This window comes from Streptomyces sp. NPDC002573 (assembly GCF_042889625.1).
Classification (GTDB): domain Bacteria; phylum Actinomycetota; class Actinomycetes; order Streptomycetales; family Streptomycetaceae; genus Streptomyces; species Streptomyces gibsoniae.
The window spans coordinates 1-20,745 of sequence record NZ_JBIARC010000093.1 but is presented as its reverse complement, the minus strand read 5'-3'; the positions used below and the strand labels follow the sequence as shown (position 1 = coordinate 20,745).

The following is a 20,745-nucleotide window of genomic DNA, read 5'->3' as shown; positions in this document are numbered from 1 at the left end:
ACATCCCAGCCCCGATTGACCGGGAACTCCCCCACCGCGTCCACACCCTCGGACACCAACCGCCACAGATCATCCGGCGACGCCACACCACCCGGATAACGGCACGCCATCCCCACGATCGCGATCGGCTCGTCCGACGACGCCACGACCGTCGCCCGCACAGCAGGAGAAGCCGGGGCCGTGATCCGGTCGAGGAGGTGGCCGGCGAGGGCCGCGGGCGACGGGTGGTCGAAGACGGCAGTAGCGGGCAGCCGCAGCCCGGTCCGGTTGCCGAGCCGGTTGCGCAGTTCGACTCCTCCGAGGGAGTCGAGGCCGATGTCCCTGAACGCCCGGTCAGGGACGACGCGGGCGCGGTCCGTATGCCCGAGCACCTCGGCGGCCACGGTGCACACGAGGTCGAGCACCGCGTCCCGCCGTTCCTCGCGGGGGAGTCGGGCCATGCGGTCCCGCCAGGCGGTGTCGCCGCCGGCGGAGGCGTCGGCCATGTTCACGGTCCGGCGCGCGGGAGGCGTTGCGGCCGGGCCGACCGGGCCGCGCAGGACTGCGGGCGTCGGACCGGCTCCGGTGCGCGGCCGGGCCGGGTTCAGGAGGGCCGGTACGAGCAGGGCGTCGCGCCCGTCGGCCAGCGCGCGGTCGAACAGGGCGAGGCCCTGCTCGGGGGTGAGCGGTGCGAAGCCGGCACGGGCCCAGCGGGCCAGGTCCGCCGCGCCGAGCGAGCCGCCCATGCCGTCGGCGGTGTCCCACAGTCCCCAGGCGAGGGAGAGGGCGGGCAGCCCATGGGCGCGGCGGTGCGCGGCCAGAGCGTCGAGCCCGACGTTGGCGGCGGCGTAGTTGGCCTGCCCCGCGGTGCCGACGACGCCGGAGACGGAGGAGAACAGCACGAACGCGGTCAGCGGGAGGTCCCGGGTCAGCTCGTGGAGGTGCAGGGCGGCCTCGGTCTTGGGCCGCATGACCGCGCGGAGCCGGTCCTCGGTGAGGGACTCCACGGTCGCGTCGTCGAGGACGCCCGCGGTGTGGACGACGGCGGTCAGGGGGTGCTCGGCGGGCAGCTGCGCCAGCAGGGACGCGAGAGCCTCGCGGTCGGCGGCGTCGGCGGCGGCCACGGTCACCTCGGCGCCCAGCGCGGTCAGTTCCGACGCCAGATCGCGGGCGCCCGGCGCGTCCGGTCCGCGGCGGCTCGCCAGGAGCAGCCGGCGTACGCCGTGCGCGGTCACCAGATGCCGGGCCAGCAGCGCGCCGAGACCGCCGGTACCGCCCGTGACGAGCACGGTTCCCTCGGCGCCGAGCGGCGTCCTGGTCCCCGTCACCGCATCGGTGTCCGTCCGGGCTTCGGCCCGCGCAAGGCGCGGCACATGGAGCCGGCCCTCTCGGACTGCGACCTGCTCCTCCCCCAGGACCAGCGCGGCCATCAGCGCCTCGCCGTCAGCCGGGTCGTCCAGGTCGATCAGGCTCAGCCGACCGGGGTGCTCGGACTGCGCCGAGCGGATCAGGCCCCACACTGGGGCCGAGGCCAGGCCGGGCACGTCCTCTCCGGGCAGGGCGGCGACGGCGCGGGTGGTGACCACGGCGAGGCGGACGTCGGCGAGCCGCTCGTCGGCCAGCCACCGCTGCACCAGCCGCAGGGTCCGTACCGTCTCATCGGCCGTGCGGCCACTTCCCGTCTCGCGCGCACCGACACGGACGACGGCGGCCTCGGTGCCGTACGCCGCAGCCAAGTCCTGTGCGTCACCGGCCAGTTCGGTCCAGGACGCGGTGGCCGTGGGGGCGGGGACGGTGGGCCAGCGCAGTGCGTACAGCCGCTCCCGGGCGTCGGCCGCGGCCGCGTCGGTGAGCCGTTCCCGGTCGACCGGGCGCAGCATCAGCGACGTGACGGCCGCGACGGGTTCGCCGGTCGCGTCGGCGAGGGTGAGCGCGGTGGTGCCGGTGCGTGCGTCGGTGGAGATGCGTGCGCGCAGCGAGGTGGCGCCGACGGCCTGCACGGCCAGGCCGGTCCACGCGAAGGGCAGTTGGATCTCGCCCGGCGCCGTGTCCTGTGCCGCGTGCAGGACGAGGGGGTGGAGCACGGCGTCGAACAGCGCCGGGTGGAGGGCGAAGGCGGCGGCGGCCGTGGTCTGGTCGCCTGGCAGCCGTACCTCCGCGTACAAATCGCCGTCGGCGCCCCGCCACAGGGCGTGCAGGCAGCGGAAGGCGGGCCCGTAGTCGTATCCGGCGGCGGCGAGGCGGTCGTAGACGTCCGTGAGCGGCTCGCGCCGGGCGTCGGCGGGCGGCCAGGGACGCAGTGCCGTGGCCGGGTCGGCGGGCGGGGGCGCCGGGTCGAGGGAGCCTGAAGCGTGCCGGGTCCACGGGTGCGCCGCGTCCTCGCCGGTCTCGGGGCGGGCGTGCACGGTGAACGGGCGGGTGCCGTGGGCGTCCGGCGCGTCGACCACGATCTGCATCTGCACCGCATGTTGGTTCGTCAGGGCGAGCGGTGCCTCAAGGGTGAGGTCCGCCAGGTACGGCGTCCGCATGCGGTCGCCGGCGGCGACGGCCAGCTCCAGGAACGCGGTCGCCGGGACGAGGACGGTGCCGCCGACGGTGTGGTCGGCGAGCCAGGGCTGGTCGGCCAGGGACAGGCGGCCGGTGAGCACGGACTCGTCGCGTCCCGCCATGTCGAATGCGGCGCCGAGCAGCGGGTGTGCGGAGGGGTCCAGGCCGAGGCGGCGGGGGTCGCCGTCGGAGCGGGGTGCCAGCCAGAAGTGCTCGCGACGGAAGGCGTAGGTCGGCAGGCCGACGGGCGCGGCGCCCGGGAAGAAGGAGGCGGGGTCGAGCGGGCCGCCGGCGGCATGGGCGGTCCCGAGGCCGTGGACGAGGGTGTCCGCCTCGGGGCGGCCCTGGCGGAGCAGTGGTACGACGGTGACGACTCGGTCGGTGCTGTCCGTTCGGTCGGCCGGGGCCGTCCGTTCGCTCAGGCAGCGGGCGGCGAGGGCGGTGAGGACGGCGTCGGGGCCGCATTCGACGAAGACGGTCGCGCCGTCGTCGTGGAGGGTGCCGATGGCGTCGGCGAAGCGCACGGCCCGGCGGATCTGGTGTGTCCAGTACTCCGGCGAGCGCAGTTCGTCCTGGCCGGCGAGCCGTCCGGTGACGGTGGACACGAGGGGGACGACCGGCGTGCGGTACGTCAGGGCGGCGGCCGTCTCCCGGAATTCCTCGAGCACCTCGTCCATGTGCGGGGAGTGGAAGGCGTGGCTGACGGTGAGCCTGCGCTGCCTGCGGCCGCGGGCCGCCCAGTGCTCCGCGACCTCGGTCACGGCGTCGGCGTCCCCGGAGATCACGACGGAGTCGGGGGCGTTGACCGCGGCGACGGCGACCCGGTCCTCGCGGCCCGCCAGAGCGTCCGTCATCTCCGCCTCGCTCGCCTGGACGGCGACCATGACGCCGCCCTCCCGAGCGGCCTGCATCAGCCGGCCGCGGGCGGCGACCAGCCGGGCCGTGTCCGCCGCGGACCACAGGCCCGCGACATGTGCGGCGGCCAGCTCGCCTATGGAGTGGCCCGCGACGGCGTCCGGGGTCATGCCGTGGTGTTCGAGCAGCCGGTACAGGGCGACCTCGAAGGCGAACAGGGCGGGTTGGGCGTAGCGTGTGGTGTGCAGCAGACGGGCTCCCGCCTCGGCATCGGCTCCGTCCGCCTCGTCGTCGCCGAACATCACCGCACGCAACGGCCTGTCCAGATACGGGTCCAGTTCGGCGCAGATCGCGTCCAGGGCCCGCGCGAAGACCGGGAACGCGGCGTACAGTCCGCGGCCCATGCCGACGCGCTGTGCGCCCTGCCCGGTGAACAGCATCGCCGTACGCCCGGCGCGGGCCGCGCTGCCGCGCGTCAGGCGGGGATGGTCCTCGCCCCGGGCGAGGGCGTCGAGCCCCGCGAGCAGGTCGTCGGTGCGGGTGCCGGTGATCACGGCCCGCTCCTCGAAGGCGGTGCGGGTCGTCGCCAGGGAGAGACCGACGTCGGCCGGGCCGGGCCCGGACTGCTCCCGCAGGTGGTCGCGCAGCCGTTCCGCCTGGGCTCGTAGCGCCTTGGTGTCCCGTCCGGAGACCACCCACGGCACCGGTGCCGACACCTCCGTGGCCGGCGGGACCGGGTCGGGATCGCCCTGCTCCACGATGACGTGGGCGTTGGTGCCGCTGATGCCGAACGACGACACGGCGGCCCGGCGCGGGCGGTCCCGCTCGGGCCATGCCCTGGCCTCGGTGAGCAGTTCGGCGGCGCCGGAGGACCAGTCGACGTGCGGGGTGGGCGCGTTCACGTGCAGGGTGCGCGGCAGAACGCCGTGCCGCATCGCTTCGACCATCTTCATCAGGCCTGCCACGCCCGCGGCGGCCTGCGTGTGCCCGATGTTCGACTTCAGCGAGCCCAGGAACACCGGCGCGGCGCTGTCCCGGCCCTGCCCGTAGGTGGCGAGGACAGCCTCGGCCTCGATGGGGTCACCGAGGGTGGTGCCGGTCCCGTGCGCCTCGACGGCGTCGACGTCGCCGGCGGTCAGCCGGGCGTCGGCAAGGGCCTGGCGGATCACCCGCTCCTGGGACAGGCCGTTGGGCGCGGTCAGGCCGTTGGAGGCGCCGTCCTGGTTGACGGCCGTGCCGCGGATGACGCCCAGGACCCGGTGCCCGTGCCGTCGGGCGTCCGACAGCCGCTCCACGAGCAGCAGCCCGACGCCCTCGGCCCACGACGTACCGTCGGCGGACGCGGCGAAGGACTTGCTGCGTCCGTCGGCGGCAAGCCCGCGCTGACGGGAGAACTCCACGAACATCCCCGGCGCCGACATCACCGCCACCCCGCCCGCCAGGGCCAGCGAGGACTCCCCGGAGCGCAGCGAGCGCACCGCCATGTGCAGCGCCACGAGGGACGACGAGCACGCCGTGTCGACCGTGACGGCCGGGCCGGTCAGGCCGAGCTGGTAGGCGATGCGGCCGGACATCACGCTGGCGGTGCTGCCGGTCAGGACATGTCCCTCCACGCCGTGGCCCGTCTCGTCCATACGGGGGCCGTAGTCGAGCGCGGTGCCGCCGACGAACACGCCGGTAGGGCTGCCGTGCAGGGAGCGCGGGTCCAGTCCCGCGCGCTCGACGGCCTCCCACGCCGTCTCGAGCAGCAGCCGCTGCTGCGGGTCCATGCCGAGGGCCTCACGCGGCGAGATGCCGAAGAACGCGGCGTCGAACTCGCCCGCGTCGTGCAGGAATCCGCCGCGGTCGACATAGCTGCCGCCGGGGCGTTCGGGGTCGTACAGGTGCGGGTCCCAGCCTCGGTCGGTGGGGAACCCGGAGATCGCGTCCACGCCGTCGGCGACCAGCCGCCACAGGTCCTCCGGTGAGGCGACTCCTCCGGGGTAGCGGCAGGCCATGCCGATGATCGCGACGGGCTCGTCGTCGCCGTGCCGGGTCGCTGCGGCGGCGCCGTCTGGGTCGTGGTCGCCGTCGGCCCCGCCCAGCAGCCGGGCCAGCAGGTGGTCGACGACGGCACCCGGTGTGGGCCGGTCGAAGAGCAGGCCGCTGGGCAGCCGCAGCCCGGTCGCCGTGGCCAGCGCGTCGCGCAGTTCGACGGCCATCAGCGAGTCGAAGCCCAGGTCGTCGAAGGTGGCGTCCAGGCCGATCCGCCGGCCCGCGTCGTCATCCGTCTCAAGGCCCAGGACCGCGGCGATGTGCGCACGGACGGTGTCGGTGAGCGTGCGGCGGCGCTCGGTCTCGGGCAGCGCTGCCAGGCGTGCGCCGAACTCTCCCGTCGCGCCGGACGGTACGGTGTCGCGCCGCGGCGCGTCTGAGGAGGGTTCCGGCAGCGGTACGCGGCGCCGGACGGCGTCGTCGATCCAGTGCCGGGAGCGCTGGAACGCGTACGTCGGCAGGTCGACGCGGTGTGCGCCGCTGTTCTCGTACGCGGCCGTGAAGTCGACCTGTCCACCGCGTACGAACAGCGTGGCGAGCGCGGTGACCAGGGTTTGCGCCTCGGGGCGGCCCGCCCTGAGGGCCGGCACCGCCACGGCCGCCTCCCGGTCGCGCACCGAGGCGTCCACCATGGCGGCGCACACGCCGTCGGGGCCGAGCTCCAGGTAGGTGGTGACGCCCTGGGCCTCCAGGGTCCGGGCCGCGTCGGCGAACCGGACCGGGCGGCGCACCTGCTCCACCCAGTAGGCGGGGGTGGACAGTTCGTCGGCCGTCGTGGTCGCGCCGGTGACGGTGGAGACGACCGGGAGGCGCGGCTCGTGGAAGTCCAGCGCCTCGATCTCCTGGTGGAACCGCGTCAGCATCGGGTTCATCAGCGGGGAGTGGAAGGCGTGCGAGACCTGCAGCCGCTTGGTCCTGCGCCCCCGTGCGGCGAGTGCGGCGGCGACGTCCGCCACGGCCTCCTCGGTGCCGGAGACGACCACCGCCGTGGGGCCGTTGACCGCGGCGAGGCCCACCTCGTGCTCCCGCCCGGCCAGCAGCGCGGCGACCTCGTCCTCGGCGGCCTCCACGGCGGCCATCGCGCCGCCGGCGGGCAACTCCTGCATGAGCCGGCCTCGGGCCTCGACCAGCCGGGCCGCATCGTCCAGGGCGAGCACGCCCGCCACATGGGCGGCGGCGACCTCACCGACGGAGTGACCGGCGACGAGGCCCGGTCGTATTCCCCACGACTCGGCCAGCCGGTACAGGGCCACCTCGACGGCGAACAGGGCAGGCTGGGTGAAGCGGGTCTCGTCCAGTGCCTCGCCCGAGACGATCACCTCACGCAGCGGGCGCGGCAGCAGTGGATCGAGGTGGGCACACACCTCGTCGAAGGCCTCGGCGAACCTCGGGAACGCCTCGTACAGCTGCGTGCCCATGCCGGTGCGCTGGCTGCCCTGCCCGGTGAAGACGACGCCGAGGCGGCCCGGGCGCGTGGTGCCGGTCACGACGTACGGTGACGGCTGCCCGTCGGCCAGGGCACGCAGGCCCCGCAGCAGCCCGTCGCGGCCCTCGGCGAGGACGACCGCGCGATCGGTGAAGGCCGTGCGAGTCGCGGCCAGGGACCAGCCGACGGAGAGGGGTTCGGGCGCCTGCGGGTCGGCCGCGAGGTCGTGCAGCCGTGCGGCCTGGGCGCGCAGGGCGTCCCCGCCGCGACCGGAGACCACCCATGGCAGGACGACGGGGGATGTCCTGTCGGCGGTCGGCGGGGCGGCGGGGACGGTCCGGGGTGCTTCGGCGACCACGACGTGGCCGTTGGTGCCGCCCATGCCGAAGGAGCTGACGCCCGCGATCAGCGGACGGTCGGGATGCGGCCAGTCGGAAGGCTCGGTCTGGACCCGCAGGCCGAGGTCGGCGAACGGGATCCGCGGGTTCGGGGTGCTGAAGTTGCGGCTGGGGGGCAGCACCCGCCGCTCGAGGCCGAGCAGCACTTTCAGCAGTCCCACCATGCCGGCCGCGCCCTCCAGGTGCCCGACGCTGGTCTTGGCGGAGCCGATCAGCAGGGGGTCGCCGGCGTCGCGCCCGCTGCCGAGCACGGCGCCGAGCGCCGCGGCCTCGACGGGGTCGCCGACCGGCGTGCCGGTGCCGTGGGCCTCGACGTACTGCACCGTGCGCGGGTCCACCCCGGCGCGCTCGTAGGCCCGGCGCAGGACCTGCTCCTGGCCGGTGGTGCTGGGCACGGTCAGCCCCGGGGTGGCTCCGTCGTTGTTGACGGCGCTGCCGAGGAGGACCCCGTGGATCCGGTCGCCGTCGGCGAGCGCCCGTTCCAGGGGCTTGAGGACGAGCACTCCGCCGCCTTCGCCGGGCACGAATCCGTTGGCCCGGGCGTCGAAGGCGTAGCTCTCCCCGTCCGGTGACAGCGCTCCGAAACGTTCCTCCGTGACCGTGTTCTCGGCCAGCACGTTCAGGTTGACCCCGGCCGCGATCGCCGTGTCGGCTTCGCCGGTGCGCAGGCTCTCGCACGCCAGGTGGACGGCGACCAGCGAGGAGGACTGGGCGGTGTCGACGGTCAGGCTCGGGCCGTGCAGGTCGAGGAAGTAGGACACCCGGTTGGCGATGAGGCCGCGGTTCAGGCCGGTCATGGTGTGCTGGGTGACGGCCTCGGTACCGTGCTGGTACAGCAGGTTGGCGTAGTCGTCGCGCAGCGCGCCGACGAACACGGCCGTACGGCTGCCGCGCAGCGTGTCCGGGACGATGCCGGCCTCCTCCAGTGCCTCCCAGGCGAGTTCGAGAACCAGACGCTGTTGCGGGTCCGTCACGGCCGCCTCGCGCGGCGAGATACCGAAGAAGGCCGCGTCGAAATCGCCGACACCGTCGAGGAATCCGCCGCGTCGGCCGTGCGGCCCTTCGGTGAACGCGCCTTCGCCGCTCAGCAGCAGCTCCCAGAACGCCTCCGGTCCGGACGCCATCGGCAGTCGGCAGGACATCCCGACGACAGCGATTTCCCTCTTTCCCGGCATTGCCAGACCCCCATGGACCGACGACCGATGCGTATGACACGCATGCGGAGAATTCAGAAAGGCGAACACGGGTGAATCAAGTGATCGCCAGTCTGCCCGTGCCGTCTCAACGCCCGGTCACACAGCGGTAATCACCGCGGTGGCGGACTCGAGTGATCGGGGCGTTGCCCGGCGATGAGAGCACGGTGGCGAGCCCTCGGTAACTTCGAGCCACACGCCGCGCCGGCGGATTCCCGGCGCGCACGACGGGCCCGCTCACCGCATTCGACACTCCGCGGTACGCATTCCGCGGGCCGCGAGAAATATTCCGCAAACCGCGGCCTGCATTCCGCGAACATACGACACAACGGCGCAGAGAAAGGGACCACTTTCCATGGCCACTTCGATCAGCCCGGACCTCGTGAAGGCAGCCGAGGAACACGGAAATCGTTACGTGGAGGCGTTCAATTCGGGCGACCTCGACGCGATCAACGCGATGTACACCGACGACGCCGTCTCCGTGTGGGAACCGGGCAACCCGCTCACGGGTGCGGCCCGCAAGGCCGCCCTCGCCGAGTTCATCGCGCAGAAGCCGAGGATGACCGCGACGCTGCGGGAGTCCCATGTCACGAACACCACCGCGCTGCTGGTCGTGGACTGGGCCATCGACATCCCCACCCCGGACGGCGGTACCGAGCACCTGGAGGGCGTGGGGCTCGACGTGCTCCGGCGCGGTGCCGAGGGCGAGTGGCGGTTCGCCATCGACAACCCGTTCGGCGAGAGCAGCTGACCTGGGGAAACACCCCCGGAATCCCACCGCACCGCACCGCTCCGGGTCGGCGACCGACGCCCATCGTCCGGTCATCGCGCGGTCATCGGGCAGTCATCAGCCGGGCGCCGAACGCCGATTGCCGCGCAGTGACCGGGCCCCGCCAGGATCTTCCCCGATCCCGGATCCGCACTGGATTCACGGGCGGCCGACCAATCTCATCGCCAACAACAGCCCTGGGAGACGCACATGACCGAGTCCGATGCCGGAACGGCGGCCGTCCTGGACGCCGTGACGGCCCTCGTCCCGAAACTCCGGGAGAACGGCGCGGCGGCCGAGGACCGGCGCTGGATACCGGACGAGAACATCGAACTGCTGGAGAAGGCAGGGGTGTTCCGGCTGGGCGTACCGCATCGCTTCGGCGGGCTGGAGGCCTCGATCGCCGAGCAGTTCGCCGTGGTCACGGAGATCTCCCGCGGCTGTGCCTCGACAGGCTGGGTCGCCGCGGCCTGGATCGAGGGTGCCTGGGTGGCGTCGCTGTACCCCGACGAGGTGCAGAAGGAGGTCTACGTCTCCTCAGCGGTGCGCGCCTCCGGCGGACTGGCGCCGACCGCCCTGTTCACCCCGGCCGACGGCGGCTATGTGCTCAACGGCAGCTGGGGGTTCAACACCGGCTGCAAGGGCGCGGACTGGAACCTGGTGGCCGGCATCCTCGAGCACCCCGACGGCACGCCCGAGCCGCTGTACGCCCTGGTGCCGATGGGCGAGTTCCAGATCGCCGACGACTGGGACGTCTCCGCGGCGATCGGCACCGGCAGTTTCACCTCGTCGGCCACGGACGTGTTCGTGCCCGCGCGCCGGGTGGTCGGAGCCGAGGCCCTGGTGACCGGGACCACCACGGGCCGGTCCAACACCGGGGCCACCGGCCGAAACTACGGGCTGATCACCTATGTCGCCGCCCTGTCCGTCGCGGTCTTCATCGGCGCCGCCAAGGGCGCGTACGACACGTTCACCGAGCGGCTGCCCGGCAAGCCGATCGCCTACACCAACTGGGCGGACCAGCGGGAGCACCCGCTGACCCAGATCAAGGTCGCCACCGCCGCGAACAAGATCACCGCGGCCGAGGTCCTCTCGGCCGGTTTCGTCCGCCGTCTCCAGGAACGGGCGGACGCGGGCCTGCACCCGAGCGTCGAGGACAGCGTGACGGTCCGCGGCCGGGGCGGCCTCGCCACGCTGCTGGTGAAGGAGGCCGTGGAGGAACTCCACGACGTCAGCGGCGCCTCCGCGCTCGCCCGTGGCCAGCACTTCCAGCGCTTCCACCGCGACCTGGAGGGACTGACCCGGCACGGCATGATGACGCCCTTCACCAACCTGGAGCTGCACGGCCGGATGCTGCTCGGCCTCGACCCGGACAGCCTCTACCTCTGACCCGTGCCGAACGGCCCCCGGCCCCGGCACGTCACCCCCCACACGTTTGGCCCCATCTTCGATCCGAACTATCCATGAACGAGGGAACGTGAAGAACGACCAGATACATGATCAGCACTCCGGCACGCGTACGGCTTCCCGCCGTACCGTCCTGAGGACGGCGGGCGCGGCCGTACTGGCCGCCTCCGCGACCGGGGTGACCGCCGGGGTCGCCCGTGCCGCCGCGGACGCCGCTTCGGAGGCGGCGTCCCGCCCGTACGACGTGATCGTGGTGGGCGCCGGGTACGCCGGCGTCACCGCCGCCCGCGAACTGAAGGACAAGGGCCTCAAGACGCTGATCCTGGAGGCCCGGGGCCGCATCGGCGGCCGCACCTGGACCTCCGACTACGCCGGTCAGCTCATCGAGCTCGGCGGCGGGGCGGTGGACCCCAAGCAGCCCAACGTGTGGGCCGAGGCAAAGCGCTACAACATCGCCACCGTCGCCGATGGCGGAAGCATCGACAACTACGTGCTGCCCAGCGGCAACGGATTCGCCGTCGTGCCGATCGCGGACGCCTCCGCCCGCATCAAGTCGGTGTTCACCCCGTTCTTCGACGGGGTCCAGCAGCTCTTCCCGCAGCCGTACCAGCCGTTCGCGCAGCCTGCCCTGCTCAACGACGCGGACAAGCTGTCCATGCAGGACCGCCTCGACCAGATGCGGCTGTCCGCCGACGACCTGAAGCTGATCAACGGCACCACGGGTGGCCTGTCGGGCGGCTCCAGCAAGCGGGGCGCCTACACCATGCTCGCCCAGTCCTGGGCCCTGTCCGGATACACGTACGAGGGCTACCAGAGCATCAACACCTACGGGCTGCAGGGCGGCACGGTGGCCCTGCTCCAGGCGATGCTGAAGGACTCGGGCGCCGACCTGGTCCTCAACTGCCCGGTCGCCAAGATCACGGACTCGGGCAACGGCGTCACGGTGACCACGAAGTCCGGCAAGAACTACACCGCACCCCATGTGATCGTGGCCGTGCCGGTCAACCTCTGGAAGACCATAACGTTCTCCCCCGCCCTGCCCAGCGAGTACACCAGTGTCTCGACGGCCGGCATCGGCGCGCCCAACGTGAAGAAGATCTTCATGCGGGTCACGAACAGCAGCGCCGGCACGTTCATCGCCGGCCCGCAGGAAGGCTTCCCGCTCTCCACCACCATCCCAGAGCGCCGGCTCTCCGACGGCAGCACGCTGATGTTCGCGTTCTGCCTTGACCCGACCCTGGACGCGACGAACCCGAGCAAGGTGCAGAGCGTGCTCCAGCAGATGGTCCCCGGCATCAAGGTGCTGGACACCAAGGTCCAGTACTGGGGTGCCGATCCCTATTCGCTCGGCGGCTGGGCCTGCCGCCAGCCGGGCATGCTCACCGGTCCGTACCGCACCATCCAGCAGCCGCGCGGCAGGGTCGCGTTCGCCACCAGTGACATCGCCACTGGCTGGAGCGGTTACATCGACGGCGCGGTCGAGTCGGGCATCACCGCGGCCAAACAGGTCACCACCCTGGCCGCGTCCACTCGCTGACCAACCGTCACCCATCTCCACACGCTCCGCCGCGAACCGGCCGCCTCTCTCACCGGCGGCCGGTTCCCGTCGTTCCACGCCCCTGTCCACCAGCGACCCCGTACCGGAGGTACCGCCGTGAGATCCGCATCCGCCGTTCTCGGTCAGGAGGCCGCGGCTTTCCTGGCCCGTCCCCATCTGCTCTACATCGACGGCCACTTCGTGCCCGCAGCAGACGGCAAGACCTTCTCCACGTACGACCCCTCCAGCTCCGAGCACCTCGCCGAAGTCGCCTACGCGGGCGCCGCCGACGTCACCGCCGCCGTGGCCGCGGCCCGCACGGCCCTGGACGGCGACTGGGGCCGACTGCCCGCCTCCGCCCGCGGACAGCTGCTGGCCAGGCTGGCGGACCTGATCGAGCGGCACGCCCCCGAGCTGGCCGAACTGGAGGCGATCGACGGCGGCAAGCCGGTCGTCGTCAACGAGGCCATGGACATCCCCGCCGCGGTCGAGCACTTCCGCTACTACAGCGGCTGGCCCTCCAAGCTGGAAGGCAGCACGATCCCGGTGATGGCGCCCGGCACGCTGTGCTACACACGGCTGGAGCCGGTCGGCGTGTGCGCCCAGATCATCCCGTGGAACTTCCCGCTGATGATGGCCGCCTGGAAGCTGGCGCCCGCGCTGGCCGCCGGTTGCACCATCGTGCTCAAGCCGGCCGAGCAGACCCCGCTGACAGCGCTGCGGCTCGCGGAGCTGGTGCACGAGGCCGGCTTCCCGCCCGGCACCGTCAACGTCCTGACGGGCGACGGCACGACCGGCGCGGAGCTGGTGGCCCACCCGGGCGTCGACAAGGTCGCCTTCACCGGCTCCACCGCCGTCGGCCGGGAGATCGCCGCACGCGCGGGCGCGGACTTCAAGCGGGTCACCCTCGAACTGGGCGGCAAGAGCCCGAACATCGTGCTGGCGGACGCCGACGTGAAGGCAGCGATCGCGGGAGCCTTCGACGGCATCTACTTCAACAGCGGTCAGAGTTGCGTGGCGGGCTCGCGGCTGTACGTCCACCGCGGCCTGTACGACGACGTGGTCGCGGGGCTGGCCGCTGCGGCACGGCAGGCTCCGGTGGGCCCGGCACTGGACCGCTCGACGGGCTACGGCCCACTGGTCTCGGCCGAGCAGTACCACCGGGTGCGGGACTACATAGAGGACGGCATCGCCGCCGGAGCCACGCTGCTGGCGGGCGAGGTACCGCCCGCCGAACCGGCGGGCGGCTGGTTCGTGCGTCCGGTCGTCTTCACCGAGGTGAACCCGGACATGCGGATCAGCCGAGAGGAGATCTTCGGCCCGGTGCTCGTCGTGGCGCCCTTCGACGACGTGGACGAGGCCGTGACGCTGGCCAACGACACCGCTTACGGACTGGCCGCCGGCGTGTGGACACGCGACCTGCGCCAGGCACACTCGCTGGCCGCGCGGGTGAAGGCGGGCATGTTCTACGTGAACGGATGGGCGCTGGGCGACCCTGCGGCCCCCTGGGGCGGCATGAAGGCCTCCGGCATCGGCCGTGAGATGGGCCGCGCCAACCTGGACGCCTATCTGGAGGTCAAGACCGTCTGGACGGTCTACGACCCGCAGTGAACGCGGCGGACGGCCCGCCCCACGAAGCCTGAGCGGCTGCGTACGGCGGGCCGTCCGGACGTCGCGGCGAGGATCACACGGCGGCGGGGGTCCCGATGCGTACCGGAAGCTCGCGGTGCCCGTTGGAGACGAACGACTCCAACGGCAGCAGTTCCTCGGCCCGTTTGGCGAACGCCATCTCCGGGAAGCGCGCGAAAAGCGCGGGCAGCGCCACGCCCGCTTCCAGCCGGGCCAGCGGGGCGCCGAGGCAGTAGTGCACACCGTGTCCGAAGCCGATGTGGTCCTTGCGGGTGGCGCGGGTGATGTCGAACCGGTCGGCCGTCTCCCCGTGCACCTTGGGATCACGTCCGGCCGCGGCGAAGGAGATGATCATGGCGTCGCCCTTGGCGATCGTCACGTCACCGACCTGGATGTCCTCCACCGCATACCGCAGCGGAAGGTTGGCGAACGGCGCCTCCAGGCGCAGCGCCTCCTCGATCACGTCCTCCCAGGCCGCCTCGCCCCCGCGCACCAGGGCGAGTTGGCCGGGATGCGTGAGCAGGGCGTGGACGGCCTGATCGATCAGGTTGGCCGTGGTCTCGTGCCCGGCGGTGAACGTCAGCAGGATGGTGTCCACCAGCTCGCGCTCGGTGAGCCCGGACCCGTTGTCGTCGTCCCGTACCGTGATCAGGGCGCTGATCAGATCGTCGGCAGGCTCCGCGCGCTTGAAGGCGACCAGTTCGGCGAGCAGTTCGTACACGCGGCGCTCGTAGCCGGCGACCTCCTCCGCCGAGACCTGGTTGGTCATCCAGGCGCCGATGATGCCGAGCAGTTCGTCGCGCATCCGGTCGGGAATGCCGAGCAGTTCGGAGATCACCTGAGTCGGCAGCCCGTAGGCGAATTCCTCCCGCAGGTCCACCGGTCCGTGCCGGCCCTTGTCGGCTATCGCGTCGAGCAGTTCGGCGGTGATGGCCTCCACCCGGGGCCGCAGCGCGGCGGTGCGGCGTGCTGTGAATGCCTTGGCGACGAGTTTGCGCAGCCGACTGTGCTCCTCGCCGTAGGCCGTGATCATGTTGCGGTCGGCCACCCACATCGCCAGCGGCCAGGTCTGCGCCAGCTCACCCTCGCCGTTCTCCCAGGCGGGCCAGTGCTGGTAGGTGTCCCGCGACACCCGCGAGTCGGTCAGCAGGCTCTTGATGGTCGCGGTGTCGGTGACGGCCCAGACGACGACCCCGCCGGGCAGCTCCACTTGGGTCACCGGACCTCGTTCGCGCAGCAGGGCGGCCTCGCCCTGGATGTCGCGGCCGGAGGGGTCCATCGCATAAGGACAGGACGGAGCGGACACGGGCTGCCTCCAGGAGGTGGGCAAAGGGGTTGGTGTCTGTCGGGCCTCAGGCTATGGACGGTCCGTAACCGCCGGTCCACCGCTCGTTCTGCCGCCGCTCCCGCACCCGGCCGGGCGATCCGGGACGGCGGACCGCACCGGTACGGGCCTGCGCCAGACGGTGGGATTCGCCGCCACGGGACGGGCGACGGTACGGCGTTGCGGACGCCGGAGCTGGTGCAGGCCGGCGATGACCCCGTCCAGCACCGACAGCGCCGCCGTCAGGTCCTCGATGGTGCCCCTGATCCGCTCGCGCTCGCCGTCCAGGGCCGAACGCAGTTCGCCGTACACCGGGACGTGGTCGGGGCGTTCCTCGTTCATGCAGGGCAGCAGCTCCGCGATGGCCGCCGTGCTCAGTCCCGCGGCCAGCAGGACCCGGATCCGGCCGACGGTGGCCACGTCCTCCTCGCCGTACTCGCGGTAGCCGCTGGGCCTGCGGGACGGCCGTAGCAGTCCCTGTTCCTCGTAGTACCGCAGGGCCCGGTGGGTGGCTCCCGTCCGTCTGGCCAGCTCACCGATCCGCACTGTCTTCTCCGCCCTTCCGGTTGACTCTCACCCCGACGTCAGGTTCTACGGTCGGCCCTATGACGTCCAATCAGCTCTCGGAGCAGCGGCCGGACTGCCCGGCCGACCCACCGCCGCCACCGGTGACGGTCCTGGGCCTGGGCCCGATGGGGCAGGCGCTGGCCGATGCCTTTCTGCGCCACGGCCACCCCACCACCGTGTGGAACCGCACCGCGTCCCGTGCCGACGCCCTGGTCGACCGTGGTGCCATCCGTGCCGCCACCCCCTTGTCGGCGGTGGACGCCAGCTCGCTGGTGGTGGTGTGCATGCTCGACTACGACGTGGTGCGCAGCGTCGTCTGTCCTGTCGCCCCGTACCTGATCGGCCGTACGGTGGTGAACCTGACGGCGGACGCGCCCGAACGCGCCCGTGAGATGGCGGCCTGGGCGGCCGCGCGCGGGATCGACTACCTCGACGGCGCGATCATGTCGCCGACCACCGCCATCGGCGGGCCCGACGCGCTGGTGCTCTACAGCGGCACGGAACGGGTCCACACGGCACACCGGCGGACGCTGCAGGCCCTGGGCGGCACCGGGGTGTACCTCGGCCAGGACCCGGGCCGGGCCGCGGCGCACGACATCGCCCTGCTGGACCTGTTCTGGACCGCGATGAGCGGTGTCGTGCACGCCTTCGCGCTGGCCGAGACCGAGGGCATCCCGGCCACGAGCCTCGCCCCGTTCGCGCAGGCGGGCATGCGGCAACTGCCCGACATCGTCGTCGGCTACGCGGAACGCATCGTGCAGGGCCGGCACCCGGGCGACCGCTCCAGCCTGCGGTCGGCGTCCGCGGGCATGGAGCACGTGCTGCGCGCCGCCCGCACCCGCGGCCTCAACGCCGATGTCCTGGACGCCGCTTGGCGGCTGGTTCGGCGCGAGGTGAACGCCGGCCACGGCGACCAGGGCTTCTCCCGGCTGGCGAAGGTTCTGGCCGCCCGGACCGGATGACTGCCGGGTGAACGTGAGCGCCCGGCACGGCGGGGGGAGGGCCGTGCCGGGCGCCCACCAGACGGGCACCGGCCTGAAGACCGTGCGCACCACTGTCGTTATTCGGGGTTGCGGATGACCTCGATCATGCTGGCGAGCGCGTCGGCGCCGTGGCCGTCGGCGACCCGCTTCGCGAGGAAGTCCTTGATGGGAACCATCAGGTCCGGGCGGATGCCCTGCGCCTCGCTCGCCTTGATCATCTTGACCAGGCCGGCCGCGTTCAGGCCGACCGTCGAGATGTTGGTCGCGAACTCCCCGGCGTCGACCTGCTGTGCCGCTCCCTTGATGCTGGGCAGGGCGACATGCGTGATCCACGCCTCGGCGAACGGCAGCAGCGCCGCGGCCGGGACCTTCTCGCTGCCGACCAGCGCGAAGCCGTGCAGTGCGCTGGTCAGCGTGGACCACAGGATGCCGAGCAGGGCCAGGTCGTACAGGGCGGCGATGCCCGCGTCGGGGCCGAGGTGGACGCTGTTGCCGCCGAGTACCTTGAGCGTGTCCTGATGGGCCTCGAAGGTCTCCTTCGAACCGCCGTAGAAGAGCAGGGTCTGCGGCAGTCCGACGGCCGGCGGGACCGTCATGATGTAGCCGTCGAGATACTGAGCGCCGAGCCGCTCGGCCCACTTGGCCGCCTCCCGGGCGTCCTCGGGCAGGCCGGAGGTCAGATTGACCACGACCTTTCCGGCGAGGGCGTCGCCCACCGGGTCCAGAATGGCGTGCATGGCGTCGTAGTCGACCACACAGACCACCACGATGTCACCGGCGGCCACCGCCTCGCCGACGTTCGCGGCAAGGCTCGCCCCCTGTTCCACAAGGGCGTCGGCCTTGCCGGCGGAACGGTTCCACACGGTCGTCGGGTGCCCCGCCTTCAGGAAGGCACCCGCCAGGGCCGCCCCCATCATCCCGAGGCCGATCACCGTTACGGGCGCACGATTCACACCGGCCACCACGATCACACTCCTTGACACATATCGGATTTCAGAAGGGCATGCCCCGGGAGCCACCGGTACGGCGACTCACGCTTAAGCAGTTGTTTCTCAACGTAGTCCGGGGCCTGAATGCCGCTCAAGTACTTACTGCAAAGTGCGCACCCGATGCGGTGCGGGACCGGCGGCGTCGACCGAACAGAAGGAGCCGTTGTAGAAAAGGAGTCCGGGCCCCTCGTCACCACACCGGGCATCAAGTACCGAACCGAGGAATATCGTATGGTCCCCGGATTCGTGAGAGCGGTCCAATGCACATTCCAGCCAGCCGAGTGCGCCGGAAATAAGCGGCGCCCCGGAGAGCGGGCCGGGCCGCCAGTCCACGTCGGCGAACTGGGTGGAGCCGAGTGGCCGGTTCTTGTCCGCGAAGTGCCGGGCCACCGCCTCCTGTTCCGCTCCCAGCACGGAGACCGCGAACCGCTCGGCGGCGCTGATCGCGCCGTGCATCACCGCGCTGTGCGCCACACAGCACAGAACCAGTGGCGGGTCGAGCGACACGGAGGTGAACGCGTTGGCCGTCATGCCGTGGACGTACTCACCGCCCACGGTCACCACGGTCACCCCCGTGGCGAACCGGGACATCACCTCACGCAGCGAAGAACGCATGTCATCCTTCCCATGTCGACGTGCGCCGCCGGTCGGCGTCCGCCGGACGGCACGGGGGTTCACCGCCGCCCCGGTGCCGACCGCGACAGGCCGCCGTCACGGTATCCAGCACGGGCACAGGCGCCGTCCATCGATAGGTAACGCAGTACTAACGCGTACGGCGGAAGCGCGCGCTTACCGGCGCATGACCGGTCGTTGGAAACGCTCTCCTAAAATCCCGGCATGGCCCGTGCCCCGCGGCGGAGTTTTCCCTTTGCACCCACCGCCCGGGCCCGCCCGCTTTCCCACCACAGTCGACGGCGCAGATAGGACAGGCATGAATTCTCCGTCACCGCAGTCCGACCTTGCGGATCCCGCGATGCAGGATTTGTTGACCCTCCTGGGGATCGACGTCGAGTACGTCCGCGGCGAGGGCAACACGCTCTATTTCCTCGACGAGACCGGGCACGAGGTGCCCGTCGTCGACTACGCCGGCGGCTACGGTGCCCTCGTCCTCGGGCACAACCACCCCGAGGTCGTCGCGACCGTCGAATCGTTCCTTCGGGCCCGCCGTCCCGTGCTCGGCCAGGCATCCCGGCAACCGGCCGCCGGCCGCGTGGTCGCCCGGCTGAACGACATCGTCCGCCGTGAGTTCGACACCGCCGAGCCGTACTACGGGGTCTTCTCCAACAGCGGCGCCGAGTCCGTCGAAGTGGCCCTGAAGCACGCGGAGTTCGACCGGCAACTCCGGCTGCGGGCACTGCTCGAGGAGATCGCCGAGCACGTCGAGCAGGCACGCGAGGCGGTACGGGCGGGGACGGCCGTGCCGTCCGACGACGCGGACGGCGACGTGGACGCGCTGGCGGAGCGGGTGCGGGTGGCCAATTCCGCCGTCGCGGCGCGCCCCCCGGTCTTCCTCGCCCTGGAAGGCTCCTTCCACGGCAAGCTCGTAGGCAGTGTCCAGCTGACGCACAACCCGGCGTACCGCACACCGTTCGGCGCCATGGCCGCGCAGGCCCGGTTCGTACCCGCCGACCAGCCCGAGGCCATCACCAAGATCGCTCAAGAGGAGCGGGCCGTGCTGCTCGACCTCCGCCTCCAAGACGGTCGGGTGAGCGTGGTGGAGCGGGACTTCCCGCAGTTCGCGGCGCTGTTCATGGAGGTGATCCAGGGCGAGGGCGGCATCAAGGAAGTCACCGAGCAGCAGGCGCGACGGATCCGGGAGGCGTGCGCGGCACTCGACTGCCCGATCGTGGTCGACGAGATCCAGAGCGGCATGGGACGCACCGGCGCGTTCTTCGCCAGCTCCCTCATCGGACTGCGGGCCGACTACTACACCCTGGCCAAGGGCCTCGGCGGCGGCATCGCGAAGACCGCCCTCACCCTGATCCGCGGCGAGCGGTTCCGCCGGGAGTTCGGACTCGTGCACACCTCGACCTTCGCCAAGGACGGTCTGTCCCTCGCCGTGACGCACACCGTGCTGGACGTGCTGGAGGATCGTGACGGGCAGGCCTACCGTCAGGCCGCGGAGCGCGGTGCGCGGCTTGTCGAGCTGTTCCGCTCGCTCATCAAGGCCCATCCGGAGGTGCTGAAGGAGGTACGGGGCAAGGGGCTGATGCTGGGCCTGGAGTTCCGTGACCTGTCAGGAGCGGCGGCTCCCCGGCTGCGCGAGGCCGCCCGGTCGGACCTGCTCGGTTACGTCGTCGCCGGCTATCTGCTGCGTGCGCACCGCATTCGCACCTTCCCGACGGCCAGCGCCGTCAACACCCTGCGGTTCGAACCGTCGATATATCTGACGGACGGTGAGATCGACGCTCTGGAAAGGGCCCTGCGTGATGTGTGCGCACGGCTCGACGACCAGGACGAGGAGGCATTCTTCGGTCCCGCATGAGCAGACCGTGCACCGGAGTTCCTTCGGGGGCCGCACGCTGCCTGGTTGGCCGAGAATCCGGTTGTGCCACCGTGACCACCACGCTTTAGCATAACAGGATCGATCAAGTAAAGACTCATGTCTCCACAAGCACTTGCGGGGGTGCAATCTTGAGCGTGAGGCTCAGGCCGACGCACTGTGGGCTGGACGCCGCTATGGAAGTCATCAGCGGCAAGTGGAAGGTGGTCATCCTGTGGGCGCTCACCCAACAGCACCGACGATTCGGTGAGTTGAAGCGCGCCATTCCGGACGTCAGCGAGAAGGTCCTGATCCAGCACCTGAGGGAGCTGGAAGCGGACGGGATCGTGCATCGTGAGACCTACGACGTCACGCCCATGCGCGTCGAGTACTCCTTGACTCCGCAGGGCGTCGCGCTCAACGAGGCACTCAAGCCGCTGGGCGCGTGGGGCCGGGAGCACCTGCCCATCCAGGTCTGAGCGTTCCGGCGGAGCCGCCGTCGGCCGGGATGTGGTGGGGGGGGGGGGGGGGGGGGGGCCCCCCCCCCCCCCCCCAAACAACGCGCCCCCCGCCCCCGGGGGCCGCGCCGCCCACCGGCGGGCGGGCCTGTCGGTGGCGCGGGCCGA

Annotated in this window: 11 protein-coding genes and 1 pseudogene; 7 read left to right on the top strand and 5 right to left on the bottom strand. The window is 71.9% G+C overall.

The window, feature by feature from the left end; genetic code table 11:
• Window positions 1–8,363 (bottom strand): type I polyketide synthase (locus ACFYX0_RS41530; protein WP_388979441.1); only part of this gene is annotated, 8,363 nt, incomplete at its 3' end.
• 424 nt (window positions 8,364–8,787) lie between these two features.
• Here ACFYX0_RS41530 and ACFYX0_RS41525 point away from each other — a divergent pair.
• The 4 genes from ACFYX0_RS41525 (at window position 8,788) to ACFYX0_RS41510 (ending at window position 13,756) form a co-directional block, all read left to right on the top strand.
• Entirely contained in the window at window positions 8,788–9,183 is a 396-nt protein-coding gene (locus ACFYX0_RS41525; protein WP_388979438.1) for a YybH family protein, read from the top strand.
• A gap of 228 nt (window positions 9,184–9,411) precedes the next feature.
• A complete protein-coding gene (locus ACFYX0_RS41520) occupies window positions 9,412–10,590 on the top strand; it encodes an acyl-CoA dehydrogenase family protein (RefSeq protein ID WP_388979436.1) in 1,179 nt (392 codons plus the stop codon).
• An 88-nt stretch (window positions 10,591–10,678) separates the two neighbouring features.
• Window positions 10,679–12,145 (top strand): flavin monoamine oxidase family protein, encoded by a 1,467-nt coding sequence (locus ACFYX0_RS41515; RefSeq protein WP_388979433.1) that lies wholly within the window; start codon window positions 10,679–10,681, stop codon window positions 12,143–12,145.
• Between the two features lie 117 nt (window positions 12,146–12,262).
• Window positions 12,263–13,756, top strand: a complete 1,494-nt coding sequence (locus ACFYX0_RS41510) for an aldehyde dehydrogenase family protein (protein ID WP_388979430.1) — start codon at window positions 12,263–12,265, stop codon at window positions 13,754–13,756.
• Window positions 13,757–13,829: 73 nt separating this feature from the next.
• On the opposite strand, the gene ACFYX0_RS41505 is transcribed toward ACFYX0_RS41510, so the two are convergent.
• On the bottom strand, window positions 13,830–15,053 hold the full coding sequence (locus tag ACFYX0_RS41505; protein WP_388979427.1) for a cytochrome P450: 1,224 nt from the start codon (window positions 15,051–15,053) through the stop codon (window positions 13,830–13,832).
• A gap of 255 nt (window positions 15,054–15,308) precedes the next feature.
• Window positions 15,309–15,644: pseudogene (locus tag ACFYX0_RS41500) on the bottom strand (MerR family transcriptional regulator); the annotation flags it as partial.
• 59 nt (window positions 15,645–15,703) lie between these two features.
• Between ACFYX0_RS41500 and ACFYX0_RS41495 the strand changes: the two are divergent.
• A complete protein-coding gene (locus ACFYX0_RS41495; RefSeq protein WP_388979425.1) occupies window positions 15,704–16,627 on the top strand; it encodes an NAD(P)-dependent oxidoreductase in 924 nt (307 codons plus the stop codon).
• A 98-nt stretch (window positions 16,628–16,725) separates the two neighbouring features.
• Here the strand turns inward: ACFYX0_RS41495 and ACFYX0_RS41490 are convergent, their stop codons facing one another.
• The gene (locus ACFYX0_RS41490; protein ID WP_388979422.1) at window positions 16,726–17,613 is read right to left on the bottom strand and encodes an NAD(P)-dependent oxidoreductase; all 888 of its coding nucleotides are present in this window, start codon (window positions 17,611–17,613) and stop codon (window positions 16,726–16,728) included.
• A gap of 123 nt (window positions 17,614–17,736) precedes the next feature.
• Window positions 17,737–18,252 (bottom strand): flavin reductase family protein, encoded by a 516-nt coding sequence (locus ACFYX0_RS41485; RefSeq protein WP_388979420.1) that lies wholly within the window; start codon window positions 18,250–18,252, stop codon window positions 17,737–17,739.
• A gap of 358 nt (window positions 18,253–18,610) precedes the next feature.
• Between ACFYX0_RS41485 and ACFYX0_RS41480 the strand changes: the two genes are divergently transcribed.
• Entirely contained in the window at window positions 18,611–20,122 is a 1,512-nt protein-coding gene (locus ACFYX0_RS41480) for an aspartate aminotransferase family protein (RefSeq protein WP_388979417.1), read from the top strand.
• A 194-nt stretch (window positions 20,123–20,316) separates the two neighbouring features.
• Window positions 20,317–20,598 carry a helix-turn-helix domain-containing protein gene (locus ACFYX0_RS41475; protein ID WP_311700605.1) on the top strand — a complete coding sequence of 94 codons (282 nt, stop codon included), beginning with the start codon at window positions 20,317–20,319 and terminating at the stop codon, window positions 20,596–20,598.
• The last annotated feature ends 147 nt before the right edge of the window (window positions 20,599–20,745 follow it).